Source organism: Promicromonospora sp. MS192 (genome assembly GCF_049532985.1).
In the GTDB taxonomy this organism is placed as follows: domain Bacteria; phylum Actinomycetota; class Actinomycetes; order Actinomycetales; family Cellulomonadaceae; genus Promicromonospora.
In genome coordinates, this window is record NZ_CP186693.1 from 2371449 (window position 1) to 2385552 (window position 14104).

The 14104-nt window shown below is 73.5% G+C and carries 18 protein-coding genes; 13 read left to right on the forward strand and 5 right to left on the reverse strand.

Features of this window, described 5'->3' with window-relative positions; all coding sequences use genetic code 11:
• Position 1: 1 nt before the first annotated feature.
• Complete coding sequence (locus ACO229_RS10670; RefSeq protein ID WP_423464887.1) at positions 2–502, reverse strand: hypothetical protein; 501 nt, start codon at positions 500–502, stop codon at positions 2–4.
• 160 nt (positions 503–662) lie between these two features.
• On the opposite strand from ACO229_RS10670, the gene ACO229_RS10675 reads away from it, so the two are divergent.
• Both ACO229_RS10675 and ACO229_RS10680 read left to right on the forward strand, forming a co-directional pair.
• On the forward strand, positions 663–1319 hold the full coding sequence (locus ACO229_RS10675) for a response regulator transcription factor (RefSeq protein WP_423464888.1): 657 nt from the start codon (positions 663–665) through the stop codon (positions 1317–1319).
• Positions 1316–2548, forward strand: coding sequence for a sensor histidine kinase (locus tag ACO229_RS10680; protein ID WP_423464889.1), 1233 nt, complete (start codon positions 1316–1318; stop codon positions 2546–2548). The genes ACO229_RS10675 and ACO229_RS10680 overlap by 4 nt, the downstream gene beginning before the upstream one ends.
• Here the strand turns inward: ACO229_RS10680 and ACO229_RS10685 are convergent.
• Positions 2545–3723 carry a GTP-binding protein gene (locus tag ACO229_RS10685; RefSeq protein WP_423464890.1) on the reverse strand — a complete coding sequence of 393 codons (1179 nt, stop codon included), beginning with the start codon at positions 3721–3723 and terminating at the stop codon, positions 2545–2547. The genes ACO229_RS10680 and ACO229_RS10685 overlap by 4 nt on opposite strands.
• Positions 3724–3892: 169 nt before the next feature.
• Here ACO229_RS10685 and rpmB point away from each other — a divergent pair, with 169 nt between their 5' ends.
• From rpmB to rpmF, 6 genes are read left to right on the forward strand one after another with little or no spacing between them, the layout of a single operon-like run.
• Positions 3893–4129 (forward strand): 50S ribosomal protein L28, encoded by a 237-nt coding sequence (rpmB, locus tag ACO229_RS10690; RefSeq protein WP_119146075.1) that lies wholly within the window; start codon positions 3893–3895, stop codon positions 4127–4129.
• Positions 4129–4434, forward strand: a complete 306-nt coding sequence (gene rpsN, locus ACO229_RS10695) for a 30S ribosomal protein S14 (RefSeq protein WP_397414482.1) — start codon at positions 4129–4131, stop codon at positions 4432–4434. The genes rpmB and rpsN overlap by 1 nt, the downstream gene beginning before the upstream one ends.
• 33 nt (positions 4435–4467) lie before the next feature.
• Positions 4468–4590 carry a type B 50S ribosomal protein L36 gene (ykgO, locus tag ACO229_RS10700; protein ID WP_020013141.1) on the forward strand — a complete coding sequence of 41 codons (123 nt, stop codon included), beginning with the start codon at positions 4468–4470 and terminating at the stop codon, positions 4588–4590.
• Positions 4591–4606: 16 nt separating this feature from the next.
• Positions 4607–4903: a type B 50S ribosomal protein L31 gene (locus tag ACO229_RS10705; protein ID WP_397414480.1), complete on the forward strand. Its 297-nt coding sequence runs from the start codon at positions 4607–4609 to the stop codon at positions 4901–4903.
• Complete coding sequence (gene rpmG / locus ACO229_RS10710; protein WP_119146081.1) at positions 4903–5070, forward strand: 50S ribosomal protein L33; 168 nt, start codon at positions 4903–4905, stop codon at positions 5068–5070. Before ACO229_RS10705 ends, rpmG begins: the two co-directional genes overlap by 1 nt.
• A gap of 38 nt (positions 5071–5108) precedes the next feature.
• The gene (rpmF, locus tag ACO229_RS10715; RefSeq protein WP_423464891.1) at positions 5109–5279 is read left to right on the forward strand and encodes a 50S ribosomal protein L32; all 171 of its coding nucleotides are present in this window, start codon (positions 5109–5111) and stop codon (positions 5277–5279) included.
• Between the two features lie 62 nt (positions 5280–5341).
• Here the strand turns inward: rpmF and ACO229_RS10720 are convergent, their stop codons facing one another.
• Positions 5342–6610, reverse strand: a complete 1269-nt coding sequence (locus ACO229_RS10720) for an ATP-grasp domain-containing protein (protein ID WP_423464892.1) — start codon at positions 6608–6610, stop codon at positions 5342–5344.
• Positions 6611–7185: 575 nt separating this feature from the next.
• Positions 7186–8595, reverse strand: a complete 1410-nt coding sequence (locus ACO229_RS10725; protein WP_423465287.1) for an MFS transporter — start codon at positions 8593–8595, stop codon at positions 7186–7188.
• Positions 8596–8936: 341 nt separating this feature from the next.
• On the opposite strand from ACO229_RS10725, the gene ACO229_RS10730 reads away from it, so the two are divergent.
• The 3 genes from ACO229_RS10730 (at position 8937) to ACO229_RS10740 (ending at position 11476) form a co-directional block, all read left to right on the forward strand.
• Positions 8937–9656 (forward strand): response regulator transcription factor, encoded by a 720-nt coding sequence (locus ACO229_RS10730; RefSeq protein WP_423464893.1) that lies wholly within the window; start codon positions 8937–8939, stop codon positions 9654–9656.
• A gap of 10 nt (positions 9657–9666) precedes the next feature.
• Positions 9667–10761 carry a sensor histidine kinase gene (locus ACO229_RS10735; RefSeq protein WP_423464894.1) on the forward strand — a complete coding sequence of 365 codons (1095 nt, stop codon included), beginning with the start codon at positions 9667–9669 and terminating at the stop codon, positions 10759–10761.
• 67 nt (positions 10762–10828) lie between these two features.
• Positions 10829–11476 (forward strand): M15 family metallopeptidase, encoded by a 648-nt coding sequence (locus ACO229_RS10740; protein ID WP_423464895.1) that lies wholly within the window; start codon positions 10829–10831, stop codon positions 11474–11476.
• Positions 11477–11536: 60 nt separating this feature from the next.
• Here the strand turns inward: ACO229_RS10740 and ACO229_RS10745 are convergent, their stop codons facing one another.
• Positions 11537–12001, reverse strand: a complete 465-nt coding sequence (locus ACO229_RS10745; RefSeq protein ID WP_423464896.1) for a winged helix-turn-helix transcriptional regulator — start codon at positions 11999–12001, stop codon at positions 11537–11539.
• Between the two features lie 77 nt (positions 12002–12078).
• On the opposite strand from ACO229_RS10745, the gene ACO229_RS10750 reads away from it, so the two are divergent.
• Positions 12079–13341: an MFS transporter gene (locus ACO229_RS10750; RefSeq protein ID WP_423464897.1), complete on the forward strand. Its 1263-nt coding sequence runs from the start codon at positions 12079–12081 to the stop codon at positions 13339–13341.
• On the forward strand, positions 13341–14051 hold the full coding sequence (locus ACO229_RS10755; protein WP_423464898.1) for an SDR family oxidoreductase: 711 nt from the start codon (positions 13341–13343) through the stop codon (positions 14049–14051). The genes ACO229_RS10750 and ACO229_RS10755 overlap by 1 nt, the downstream gene beginning before the upstream one ends.
• Positions 14052–14104 lie beyond the last annotated feature (53 nt).

The following is a 14104-nucleotide window of genomic DNA, read 5'->3' on the forward strand; positions in this document are numbered from 1 at the left end:
GTCACTCCCCGCTCAGGATGTCGCCACAGGCCTCGGCGGCCTGCTGGTAGGTGGGGTCGGCGCGGTCGATGCCGGTGTCGCCGAACAGCCCCTCGGGCCCGGGCTGCGGGTCCGGGAAGTCGGGCAGCCCGTTGTCGCGCATGCACGCGGCGAAGGCGAGGTAGACGTCCATGTCCTGGCCGCTGGTCTCGCCCCGGATGCCGGCGGGCAGCAGGTCCTGGCACTGCTCCATGGCGTCCTGCACGGCGGCGCTGCTCGGGTCCACCGAGTCGGCGAACTGCGGCAGGCCGGTCTCCGGGTCGGGGTCGGACACCTCGACACCGTGGTCCCGCATGCACTGGGCGTAGGCCTGCGCGTCGGGTGTCGGCTGCGCGGGGTCGCCGGTCCCGGCGGTGGTGCCCGGCCCGGCGTCCGGCGTCGTCCCGGGTGCGGTGCACCCGGTCAGCAGCAGCGCTGCCATGAGCGTGTCCGCCGCCGCGGCGAGGCTCCGTCGTGTTCTCACATCGTCCTCCAGGCTGGGGCGGCGTGGTCCGCCGCCGGTGCGACCAGTCCACGGGGCCGCCCGTAACGCCGCGGTAACCACGGGTGAGCCTGGTTATCCCGGCGTTATCCGCGATCGGCGACACTGGATCACGGGTGCCGAGGAACGAGGGAGGCCGGCGATGCGGGTGCTGGTGGTCGAGGACGAGCCGCGTCTGGCGGCCGCGATCGCGGAGGGCCTGGGCCGGGAGGCGTTCGCCGTCGACACGGCGCTGGACGGCGGGCGGGCGCTGGAGAAGGTCGCGGTCACGGACTACGACGTCGTGGTGCTCGACCGCGACCTGCCCGTGGTGCACGGCGACGAGGTGTGCCGCCGGATCGTCGCCGGGCCCGGCCGGTCGCGGGTGCTCATGCTCACCGCCGCCTCGGCGGTGCGTGCCCGGGTCGAGGGGCTGGCGATCGGCGCGGACGACTACCTCACCAAGCCGTTCGCCCTCGCCGAGCTGTCGGCCCGGGTGCACGCGCTGGCCCGCCGCGCGGTCCCGGCGGTGCGCCCGGTGCTGGAGCGGGGGGACGTGCGGGTCGTCCAGGCCACGCGGGAGGTCACCCGGGGCGGGGTCGAGGTCGCGCTCGCGAACAAGGAGTACGCGGTGCTGGTGGAGCTGCTCCGCGCCGACGGCGCGATCGTGTCGGCCGAGGAGCTGCTGGAGCGGGTCTGGGACGAGCACACCGACCCGTTCACCAACACGGTGCGCGTGACGCTGATGAAGCTGCGCCGCAAGCTCGGTGACCCGGACGTGATCCGCACCGTCCCGGGCGCGGGGTACCGGATCCCATGACGGGCCTCGGGCTGCGCGGCCGGCTCACCGTCCTGTACGGCACCCTGTTCCTCGTCGCCGGGGCTGCGATCCTGGGTCTGCTGTACCTCGTGGTGCAGGACCGGCTGGAGGCGGAGCTCGGCAGCGAGGCCGCGGACGACCGGCTGGCGCTGGTGCGCCAGGAGGCCGCGGCGTCCGGGCGGGACACCGTCACGCTGCCCGACGGCTCCACCGTGCCCGTCGAGGAGATCGCCGCCCAGATCCAGCAGGGCCGTGAGGACATCAAGGACGCCGCGCTGGACTCCCTGCTCGTCCAGGGCTCCCTGGTCGTGCTCGCCGTCGGTCTGGCCGCGGGCGCGACCGGGTGGGTGGTGGCCGGCCGGGGCCTGCGGCCCCTGCACGCCATCACGAGGACGGCGGAGCGGATCGCGAACGCGCGCGGACCGGAGCGTGACCTGTCCGAACGGCTGGCCCTGACCGGGCCGCGGGACGACATCAGGCGTCTGGCGGACTCGTTCGACGCGATGCTCACGTCCCTCGACGCCGCGTTCGACGCCCAGCGGCGGTTCGTCGCCAACGCCTCTCACGAGCTGCGTACTCCCCTGGCCCTGGAGCGCACGCTGATCGAGCTGGAGATCACGAAGCCCGCGGTACCCGGCGAGACCGCCCACCTCGGGCGGACCCTGCTGGAGCTCAACGAGAAGAGCTCCGCCCTCGTCGACCGCCTCCTGGTGCTCGCCGACAGCGCGAACCCGGTCGAGCACCCGGTCCGTGTCGACCTCGCCGACCTCGCCGGCGCCGCGGTGGCGGCCGTGACCGGGGCGCAGCAGCACGGTATCGAGATACGCACCGACCTTCGCCCGGCCCCGGCCACCGGCGACCCCGTGCTGCTGGAACAGCTCGTCCGGAACCTGGTCGAGAACGCACTCGTCCACAACGTCGACGGCGGCTGGGCGGCGGTGTCCACGGACACCGAGGGCGACGCGACGGTGGTATGCGTGAGCAACACCGGCCCGCGTGTGCTGCCGCACGAGGTGGACGGCCTGTTCGAGCCGTTCCGGCGGCACCGCGCCGACCGCACGCAGAGCGTCCAGACCGGCGCCGCACGCACCGGGTTCGGCCTCGGCCTCGCCATCGTCAAGGCCGTGACCGACGCCCACCACGGCACCCTCCGCGCCGTCGCCCGGCCGGAGGGCGGCCTCGAGGTCCGCGCGACGCTGCCGGGGCCTGCGGACGCCGGCGTGGTCTAGACCGTCCGTGCCCCCAGCCACGGCGCCAGGTGGTCCTCGCGCCAGAGCCACGCCACGCCGTCCGACACCTCCTCGGGTGTGCACAGGGCGGCCTCGAACGCCTCCAGCAGCCGCTGCCGCTCGGCGCCGGAGCCGTCGGCGGCCCCCACCACCACGATCCGGGTGTGCGGCACCGTCCCGGCGCACACCTCCGGCCACGGCCCCAGGTCCGCGACCGCGAGCTGGCCGCCCGCGCCGTCCCACAGGCAGGCGAGGCCGGGCCGGTCGGCCACGTGGAACACACCCCGCGCACGCAGCCGGCCGGCGCTGAGGTCCTCGATGCGGTCCAGCAGCCGTTCCGGGTGGAACGGCAGGGACGAGCGCAGCTCCAGCGTCCAGCTCCCGTCGCCGGGAGCGGCGCCGCTGACCACCACCGCGCCCAGCGGGTGAGCCCGCCGTTCGGCGCGCGACGGCGAGTGGCGTCCGGCGGCCAGGCCGGCCGCCGTCACGGCATGCAGGCCGTCCACGCGCCGCGTCCCGGCGCCGCGCAGCCGGTCCAGCAGGCCCGACGCCGTCGCACGCACGACATCGGCACCCAAACCTGAACCTGAGGTCGAACCTGAGGCCTCGCCCCGGCACGCCACCACGAGGTCCGCCTGCTCCACCTGCGCCGCGAGCGCCTCCCCCACCGAGCGCTCGTCGTCGGCCGTGAGCTCCAGGCCGCGTTCGGTGAGGGTGTCCTCGCCGAGCAGGTCGTCCTCGAAGGTGTCCAGGTCGACCACGGCGAGCGACGTCGCGATGCGGGTGTGCGCGAGCTGGCCGCCGGGCGCGGTCTCGGCGGCGAGCGCCCGCGCGGCCGGCAGAGGCTCCGCGCTGACCGGCAGGGCGAGCAGCACGTGGGACCAGCGGCCGTCGTGGGCGAGGCGGGCGATGGTGGGGACGGCGTCCTCCCGTACGGCGCAGGAGAGGCAGGCGTGCTCCAGGGGGACGAGCACGTCCTCGAGCACGCCGGTGGCGTCCTGGACCACGCGGCGGAGGTGGTCGGTGTGGATGTCGTGGCGTACGGCGACGACGCCGGGTGCGTCCATCAGCAGGCCGAACAGCGCGGAGTCGCGCAGCACGGGGTCGGTGCACGCCAGGACGCTGACCGGGATGATTCCGTGGCGCCGGCTGGTTCGGTCTCCGGTGGGGAACATGCTGCCTCCTCGCCCGGGGCCGGCCGCGGTGGCAGCCACGACCGGCCCGGAATAATTGATAACCGTTCTCAGTTCTGGTTCACTGTAGCGCGTCATGAGAACGGTTCTCATCCACGGCGGCCGCGAGGCCGGCGGAACACGCGGCGAGCCCGCCGCGACAGGAGGTCAAGTGTCAGCCAGATGCCAGGTGCTCGGCACCGTGCCGGGTTTCGGCCACTCGGTCTCGCACTCCCACGTGCGGACCAAGCGCCGGTTCGACCCGAACATCCAGAAGAAGCGCTACTGGGTCCCGTCGCTCGGCCGTCACGTCACGCTGCGCGTGAGCGCCCGCGGCATCAAGACGATCGACCGCCGGGGCATCGACGTCGTCGTCGCCCAGATCCTGGCCCGAGGGGAGAAGGTCTGATGGCCAAGAAGTCGAAGATCGCCGCCGACGCCCGGCGCCGCGAGCTGGTCGCCCGGTACGCCGAGCGCCGCGCGGAGCTGCGACGCACCCTGCGGAACCTGGACCTGCCCGACGCCGAGCGCACGGCCGCCGTCCGCGAGCTGGCCCGCCAGCCGCGCGACGCGAGCCCCACCCGCGTGCGCAACCGGGACGTGGTGGACGGCCGGCCCCGCGCCTACTCGCGCAAGTTCGGCCTCTCCCGCATCCGGTTGCGCGACATGGCCCACCGCGGCGAGCTGCCCGGCGTGACCAAGTCCAGCTGGTGACCTGACCCCCGAACCGAGAAGGAGGAGCGCCCCATGAAGGTTCGCGCATCCCTGCGTTCCCTGAAGGACAAGCCCGGCGCGAAGGTCGTGCGCCGCCACGGCAAGACGTTCGTGATCAACAAGCTCAACCCGCGCTGGAAGGCGCGCCAGGGCTGAGCGGAAGGAGCAAGCCATGAAGAACATCCACCCCACCTACGGCCCGGTCGTCTTCCGGGACGCGAGCGCCGGCTTCACGTTCCTGACCCGCTCCACGCTCGCGGGCGACACGGACTCCGGCCCCGGCCGCCCCACGGCGACCATCGAGTGGTCCGACGGCAACACCTACCCGGTGGTCGACGTCGAGATCAGCAGCGCCAGCCACCCGTTCTGGACCGGTTCGGCCCGCGTGGTGGACACCGCTGGACGCGTCGAGAAGTTCCGGCAGCGCTACGCCAACCGCGGTAACGACAACAGCAAGGGTGGTAAGTGATGGCCTCGCGCACCGACCTCCGTCCCGTCATCAAGCTGCGCTCGACGGCGGGCACCGGGTTCACCTACGTGACCCGCAAGAACCGGCGCAACGACCCCGACCGGATGGTGCTGCGCAAGTTCGACCCCGTGGCCCGCAGGCACGTCGACTTCCGCGAGGAGCGCTGACCCAGCGCTCCCCGAGCGCCGACTGAGAGGAGGCCGCCGTGGCGGTCCCCAAGAGGAAGATGTCCCGGTCCCGCACCCGGTCGCGGCGTGCGCAGTGGACGGCCCAGATCCCTGAGCTCGTCCCGGTGACCACCCCGGACGGGCGGCAGGTCCGGGTCCCGGCGCGCCTGGTCCCGGCGGTCCGCCGGGGCCTGGTCGTCCCCGACTGAGCCCGTCCGCACGAACGCCCGCCCGGCCTCCCGAGGGAGACCGGGCGGGCGTTCGTCGTGCGTCAGACCGTCGCGGGCGCGTCGACCACGACCTCCAGGCCGGCCACGATCTCGTCCGCCCAGGCCTTCGCGCGCTTGCCCGAGGGGTCGGCCACCAGCACGTGGCCGATCCGCTCGTTGTTGTCGCCCGGCCGCACGGCCCGGCCGGGCGCGGGCAGCTCGTGGCCGGCCACGCGCTCGTCCTCGGCCAGGCGTTCCGCACCCCGCACACCGCGCACGACGCCGTCCGACGGCGCCAGGAGGAACGTGACCGCCGCGCTGGCCGCCGCCGCGGGGCCCGGGGCGGGCTCGCGGCCGAGTGCCAGGTCCACGAGCACCCGCAGCGGGTTGAAGCCCGTGACCAGCCGCACCAGCTCGAAGATGTAGCCACCACCCTGCCGCGGGTTCACCTCGACCAGCCGGGGCCCGGCCGCCGTGAGGCGCACCTCGGTGTGGCTGATCCCGTGAGTCAGCCCGACGGCGTCGAGCACCGCGACGACGTGCTCCTCGATCGCCGCGCGGTCGGCAGGGTCGAGCGGGGCCGGGAACAGGTGCCCCGACTCGACGAAGCCGGTTCCGGCCTCGACGTCCGGTTCGGCGACCGACTTCGCGGTGATGCCCAGCACCCGCGTGACGCCGTCGCGGGTCACGGCCTCGACGCTGTACTCCGGCCCCTCCAGCACCCGTTCGAGCAGGGCGAGGCGCTCCAGCGGCTGGTCGCGGGTGTTGCGCTCGGGACCGGTGACCTCCGCGAAGGCGATCGCGAGACCGGACTCGTCGGTCACCTTGCGCACGGCGGTCCCGGAGTTCATGTCCACCGGCTTGACCACCAGCGGGTACCCGAGGTCGGCGGCGGCCTTGTGCGCCTGCTCCCACGTGGCCGCCACCGCGAACGGTACGTCCGGCACGCCCGCCGCGGCGAGCGCCCCGCGGACCAGGTGCTTGCGCGTGGCCGTGCGCAGCGCCTCGGCCGGCGCACCGGGCAGACCCAGCTCCTGGGCGACCACGGCCACGGCGGGCAGGTAGTAGTCGCAGGTGGTGAGCACGCCGTCGACGGGGTGTCGCGTGGCGACGTCCCGGGCGGCGGTGGCGAGCGCGGCGTCGTCGTTGGTCTCGGCGACCACGACCTCCGCGGCGAGCGCCAGCACGGGATGGGCGGTGCCGTCGGGCAGCCGGTACAGGTCCGGGTCGCGCGTGACCAGCACGTACTCGTGACCGGCGGCGCGCAGCAGGGGCGGGAGCATGAGGCCGGTGGACTGCAGCCAGCTCTCGATCATGAGCAGGTTCGCCACGTCAGCACACCTCGCCGGGGCAGGCGCTAACGGGAGTCGTTCTCAACATGCCGCACAGCCTGCCACGGATCCGCCGGCCGTTCTCGCCGTCCGTCCGCGACCTGTGGAAAACCAGGTCGGGGGCGTGCGAGGACCAGGCGGTGGACAGGCACCCCGGTTGTCACGGCATGCGGGACGCGTATCATGGACAGCGCGAGGGGCAGTAGCCCCGAGTAGTGAGCCCGGGAGCCTACCCGTCAGGTGGGTAACCCGGGCTTCGCGCTGTCTAGGCCGACAAGTCTTCCGTCCGCACCACGAGCCCGCGAACCTTGTCCTTCCAGACTCCACCACGCTGCCAGCACCACGCGATGGCGTCGGCCGCCCAGAGGAGAGGCTCCTCGTCGACGAACACATGGCTCTCGCGCACGAGAGGCACGACGGGGTCGGGGCGGCGAGGAGTGTGCACTGAGATCCTTGGTGGCTGCGAGGGGAAGCACGAAGGCGAAGTCCGCACTCGCGAACTTCGCCTTCTCTAGCCCCCAGGCTACGGCCCCTCAGGCCACCTGTCGCGCCAGGATCGGGTCCCGACCCGACTGCTACAGCACCCCGTCCGGGAGCGACGGGTGTTCGTCCGCCGAGGGCTTCGGGCGTGGGATGAGCAGCGCCAGGACCGTGCACACGAGCGAGGCGAGCAGGCCGAGCAGGAGGGCCGTGCGGAACGCGTCGTCGGAGGGCACCGGGATGCCCTCGTACTCGGCGCCGCCCGCCGCGAGCACCCCGCCCACGACGGCGGCGGCCGACGTCGTGCCCAAGGACCGCATGAGGGTGTTCAGCCCGTTGGCGGCGCCCGTCTCGTGCGACGGCACCACCCGCATGATGAGGGCGGGCATCGCCGCGAACCCCAGGCCGATCCCGACACCCACCACGAGGTTGACCACCAGCACGGACCACACGTCCAGGTCGACCACGACGGCGATCACGTAGGACGCCGCGATCACGGCCGACCCCGCGGCGAGCAGCGGCTTGGGTCCGATCCGGTGCTCGAGACGGCCCGCCACGGGCGACATGGCGAGCATCACGAGGCCGGACGGCATGAGGACCAGACTGGCGTGCATGAGGCTGAGGCCCAGGCCGCCGGCCGCCGTCGGCAGCTCGAGGAGCTGCGGGAACACGACGTTCGAGGCGAACAGCGCGAAGCCCATCGCGATCGAGGCGAGGTTGGTGAACAGCACCGTGCCGCGCGCCGTCACCCGGAGGTCCACCAGCGGCTCCTCGACCCGCAGCTCGTACCAGCCCCACACCAGCAGCACCGCGAGCCCGCCGAGCAGCAGCCCGAGCGTGCGGGACGAGCCCCAGCCCCAGTCGTTCCCGCGCGAGACCGCCAGCAGCACCCCGGTCAGGCCGAGTGCGAGCCCGGCCACCCCGACGACGTCGAGCCGGCCGCCCGTGCGCAGGGTGCTCACGGGTACCACCCACGCGACCAGCGCCAGCGCGAGCAGACCGATCCCGGCCGCGACCCAGAACACGACGTGCCAGTCGTAGCGCTCGGTCACGAACGCGCTGATCGGCAGCCCGAGCGCACCCCCGACGCCGAGGGTCGCGCTGACCAGGGCGATGCCGGAACCGAGCCGGTCGCGGTGCAGCACGTCGCGCAGGATCGAGATGCCGAGCGGGACCACACCCATGCCCATGCCCTGCAGCGCCCGCCCGACGATGAGCAGCACCACCGACGGCGACAGCGCCGCGACCACCGAGCCCAGCGCCAGCAGCCCGAGCAGCGCGAGCGCGACGGTCTTCTTGCCGTACATGTCGCCGAGGCGCCCCGAGATGGGCGTGCAGATCGCCGCCACGAGCAGCGTGACGGTGATGACCCAGGCGGTCACGTCGCGGGACACCCCCAGCAGCACCGGCAGCTCCGCCTGGATCGGCAGCAGGATCGTCTGCATGAACGACGCCCCCATGCCGGCGAACGCGAGGACGGCGATCACCAGGCCCGGGCGCGGCATCCGCGTGAGACGGGAACGGTCCTGACCACCGGGAGGAAATCGGAACTTCATGCGCGGCGGACGACCCTTCGACGAGCGGACGGACCTCGGCACGCTCGGTGTGCTCGCAGCACGAGCACCGCCCGGGGCACGAGGGGGATACCTGCACCTTACATAGTTGCCCGCGCCAACCGAGCCTCTCCGTCGCCAGGACAGGCAGGCGCACCTGATGAACCGCCGAGAACAGGCCGGTCGGGCGAGCCGCTGAGCACCATGAGCGCCTCGCCCGACCGACCGGTTCGAGGGAGCCCAGGAACCTCGGCCGCGGCACATCGCCGGCCCGCACGACCTAGGCTGCCGACATGCGCGTGCTGATCGTGGAGGACGAGCCCTACCTGGCCGAGGCCGTCCGGGACGGACTCCGGCTGGAGGCGATCGCCGCTGACATCGCCGGGCACGGCGACACCGCCCTGGAGCTGCTCGGCATCAACTCCTACGACCTCGTGGTGCTCGACCGGGACATCCCCGGCCCGTCCGGCGACGAGGTCGCCCGGCGGATCGTCGCCTCCGGCAGCGGCCTCCCGATCCTCATGCTCACGGCGGCCGACCGGATCGACGACAAGGTCTCCGGGTTCGAGCTCGGCGCCGACGACTACCTCACCAAACCGTTCGAGCTCCGTGAGCTCGTCATGCGCCTGCGGGCGCTCGACCGCAGGCGCGCGGTCAGCAGACCGCCCGTGCGGGAGGTCGCAGGCCTGCGGGTGGACCCGTTCCGCCGGGAGGTCTACCGGGACGGCCGCTACGTCGCGCTGACCAGGAAGCAGTTCGCGGTGCTCGAGGTGCTCGTCGCGGCCGAGGGCGGCGTCGTCAGCGCCGAGGAGCTCCTGGAGCGGGCATGGGACGGGAACGCGGACCCGTTCACCAACGCCGTGCGCATCACCGTCTCCGCGCTGCGCAAGCGACTCGGCGAACCCTGGGTCATCGCCACCGTGCCCGGGGTGGGCTACCGCATCGACACGGGGTCGCCTGTCGACCCGGGTGCAGGGTCCGGCGCCGGGCAGGAGGTCGCGGACCATGGCTAGGCGGCCCGGGATGAGCGTCCGCCTCAAGCTCACCCTCAGCTACGCCGGCTTCCTCATGGTGGCCGGCGTCCTGCTGCTCGCGGTGGTGTGGCTCTTCCTGCTGCGCTACGTACCCGAGGTGATCCACACGCCCGAGTCGAGCTCGCCGCCCGGATTCCCCGGGCCCTCGTTCATCCCCGACCAGGGCGACCTGACGCGCGCCTTCTTCCCGCGTGCCCTGGTCGCGCTGGGGCTCCTGCTCGCGTTCGGGCTGCTCGGCGGCTGGCTCCTCGCCGGCCGCATGCTGAGCCCGTTGAGCCGCATCACCGAGGTCACCCGGAGCGTGGCGCAGGGGTCGCTCACCCACCGGATCCGGCTCCCCGGCCGGCGTGACGAGTTCCGCGAGCTCGCCGACGCGTTCGACACCATGCTCGCGCAGCTCGAGGCCCACGTCACCGAACAGCAGCGGTTCGCCGCCAACGCCTCGCACGAGCTGCGCACCCCATTGGCGATCACCCAGACGCTCCTCGACGTCGCGCGCAGCGACCCCGACACCGACGCCCGCGAGCTCGTCAGACGGCTCCATGCCGTCAACGCCCGGGCGATCGACCTCACGGAGGCCCTGCTGCTGCTCAGCCGCGCCGACCAGCGGTCCTTCGCCCGCGAACCGGTCGACCTGTCCCTGGTCGCCGAGGAGGCCACCGAGACGCTGCTCCCCCTCGCCGAGGAACGCGGCATCACCCTCGAGACCTCCGGCGACATCACCCTGGCCGGCGGATCGCCGGCTCTCCTGCTGCAGCTCACGACGAACCTCGTGCACAACGCCATCGTGCACAACCTGCCCGACCACGGGACCGTGTGGGTCAGCACCCGGACCTCGCCGCGTGGCGCGCAGCTCACCGTCGAGAACACCGGGCCGGCCCTCACCCCGATGCTCGTGTCGACCCTCACCGAGCCGTTCCGGCGCGGCGCCGCCCGGATCCGCAGCGATCACGCGGGCGTCGGTCTCGGCCTGGCGATCGTCAGGAGCATCACCCAGGCGCACGACGGGACCCTCACGCTCGCGCCACGGCCCGACGGCGGACTCCGCGTCACCGTGGAGCTGCCTGCCACGCAGAGCCCGTAGGCACCTATCGGCGACGTATCGAAAAACCGAGACGTCCTGGCAACATCGTCCCCGCTGGGCTGGGGGCATGACCCGACAGAACCTCTCGGTACCCCCGGCGCACGCCACCGCTCGCACCAGGCGCACCCGCGGTCGCCCGACGGCGGCACCGCTGGCCGCCGCAGCCGTCCTGCTGCTCGTCGTCCTCGGTGCCTATCCCCTGCTCGACCGTGCCGGCTCACCCGTGGTCCAGGCCGTCGACAAGGTCCTCGACCCCGGATCGGCCCCGTCCGGGTCGACCGGCATCGGAGGCGGCGAGATCCCCGGCGGCGCGGCCACGGTCGACGACGACCTTCCCGGGATCACCCGGCTGGACCCGGCGCTCGCCGACGCCGTGCGCCAGGCCGCCGCCGACGCTGCCACCGACGGTGTCGAGCTCTGGATCACGAGCGGCTGGCGCAGCCCCGCGTTCCAGCAGAGCCTGCTCGACGAGGCGGTCCGCGAGCACGGCAGCCTCGAGGCCGCCCGGCACCTGGTCGCCACGCCCGAGACGTCCGCCCACGTCACGGGCAAGGCTGTCGACATCGGGCCGACCGAGGCGGACTACTGGCTCATCGAGCACGGCCCGGGCTACGGGCTGTGCCAGGTGTACGCGAACGAGATCTGGCACTTCGAGCTCCTGACCACGCCGGGCGGCACCTGTCCCCCGCTGCTGGAGGACGCCACGGCGGGCTGAGCCGCGTGCCTGTGCCCCTCGGCCGGCCGGGTCAGGGCGCCGGCCCTGACCCGGACCAGGTCAGGATTCCAGCGCGCCCGGCCCGGGGACGACGGCGACCTCCTGAGGCGCGAGCTCCCGGCCGTCCTCGGCTATGAAGGAGAGGCGCACGGGCGCCTCCGTGTCCCGGTCGACGTAGGCGACCGAGGGCCCGAAGCCGGAGGGCCGGTGCACATCACCCCACGCGACGAAGGCCGCCATGACGGTCTTGAGCTCGGCTCCCGCCGGGGTGAGCACGTACTCGTCGCGCTGCCGCTGACCCGCGTCGCGGTACGGCTGACGTTCCAGCACGCCGCCCTCGACCAGGGTCTCCAGGCGTGCGGTGAGCACGTCCGGGGCGATGCCCAGCCGCGCCCGGAAGTCGGCGAACCGGGTGACGCCGAAGAAGGCCTCGCGGACCACGAGCAACGTCCACTTCTCCCCCAGGATCTCCAGGCTGCGGGCCACGGAGCAGCGGGCGTTGCGTTCACGGGGCGTTGTGCTCATGACCACATCCTATCTGAGTTGTGGATTCCAACCTAGATGCTAAGTTGTGAATCCCAACTCAGACAGGAGTCCTCCCGATGGCTTTCACCTGGGCAGCACGCGGCAGCCGCTGGGCGGCAGCGTCCGCCGTGGCCCTCGCGCTCTGGGCGTCTGCGGCGCCGACGCTGGTGTACCCCGTGTACGCCGCGCAGTGGCACCTGACGACGGCGGTCACCACCACGGTGTTCGCCGCCTACCCCGTCGCCCTGATCGCGACGCTCCTGCTGCTCGGCGGGCTCGCGGAGAGCGTGGGCAACCGCGGCGCGATCCTCGCCGGTCTCGGCGTCCTGGGCCTCGGCGCCCTCACGTTCCTGCTGGCACCGAACCTCGCGCTGCTGCTCGTGGGGCGCGCGCTCATGGGCGTCGGCGTGGGGCTCAGCCTCGGCCCGGCCACCAGCGTGATCGCCGCCTCCGGGCCGGACGACGGCCGGGACCGCACCGGCGCCGTCACCGCGGGGGCGTCGGCGGTGGGCCTGATCACCGCGCTGCTCGTCGGCGGCGCCACCGTGCAGTTCACCGCCAACCCGCTGCACGCGGGCTACGGGGTGCTGCTCGCCGGCGTGGTCGTCGCCATGGTGGCGGCCTGGTACCTGCCGCGCCGCGCCCGGAGAGCTCCGGCACGCTGGCGCCCCCGTCCGCTCGCGGCGCCGCGGCACCGCCTGCCGTTCGTCGCGGGCGCGCTCGGCGTCTCGGCCGCCTACGCGCTCGGCGCGATCTTCCTCGGCATCGGCGCCCAGTTCGCCCGCGACACCGTGCGGTCCGACGACGCCTTCGTCAACGGCGCGGTGCTGGCCCTGTCCGCGGCCGCCATCGGGGTGACCGCCCTGCTGACCGGCCGGCTGCGGGCGTCCACCGCGGTGCGCCTCGGCGCCGGAGCCGCGCTCGCCGCCCAGGGGCTGATGCTCGTCGCGGGCACCACCCACTCGATGCCGCTGCTGATCGCCTACTCCCTCGTGGGCGGCGCCGGCTACAGCCTCCTGTTCTCCGGCGGCGTCACCCTGGTCACCCGCAGCGCGAGCCCCGCGCACCGGGCCGCGACCACGTCGTCGGCCTATCTGGTCGCCTACCTCGTCCAGGCCGTCGTGGCCGTGAGCGTCGGCCGCCTGGCCACCGGGCTCGGCCTGCAGGTCGCACTCGCCGCAGGCAGCGCGACCGTCGCCGCGCTCGCCCTGGCTGCCGTCCTCACCGCCCGTGGCCGGACAGTCGTGCCCGACGCGGTCAGACCCGCGACGGTCACCCCCGCCGCGCCGTCCACCCCCACCGATTCCCCGTCCTACCACCTGATGAGAGCGAGCTCGTGATGACTGCCCTGAAGAATGCCGTGGTCCTGGTCACCGGCGCGAACGGCGGCCTCGGCCGCGCGTTCGTCGCCGAGGCCCTCCAGCGGGGCGCCGCCAAGGTCTACGCCAGCGCCCGGACCCCACGGGAATGGACCGACCCCCGCGTGGTGCCGCTGCCGCTGGACATCAACTCCCCCGAGTCGGTCGCCGCGGCGGCCGAGCAGGCCGGCGACACGACGGTCCTGATCAACAACGCCGGGATCTCCGACGGCGGGCAGCCCGTGCTGACCACGCCGATCGACACCGTGCGCGCGGTGTTCGAGACCAACGTGTTCGCGCAGGTCGCCGTCACGCAGGCCTTCGCGCCCGTGCTGGCCGGGAACGGCGGCGGCGCCATCGTCAACCTGCACTCGGCGCTGAGCTGGCTCGCCCTGGGCACCTACTCGGCGACCAAGGCGGCCTTCTGGTCGTTCAGCAACGCGCTGCGCGTGGAGCTGCTGGGCCAGGGCACGCATGTGCTCGGGGCCCACCTGGGCTACACCGACACCCCGATGATCGCCCGCCTGGACGTGCCCAAGGAGGACCCGCGCGACATCGTTGCGGCCATCTTCGACGGTCTGGAGGCGGGCGAGCCGGAGGTGCTCGCCGACGACACCAGCCGCCGGGTCAAGCAGGCGCTGTCCGGCCCGCTGTCGGCGCTCTACCCGCAGCTCCAGGCAGCGGCTTCCTGAGGCCCGCCCGTCCTGGCGCTTGCGGCGGCGTTGCTGCCGCAGGCGTCAGGACG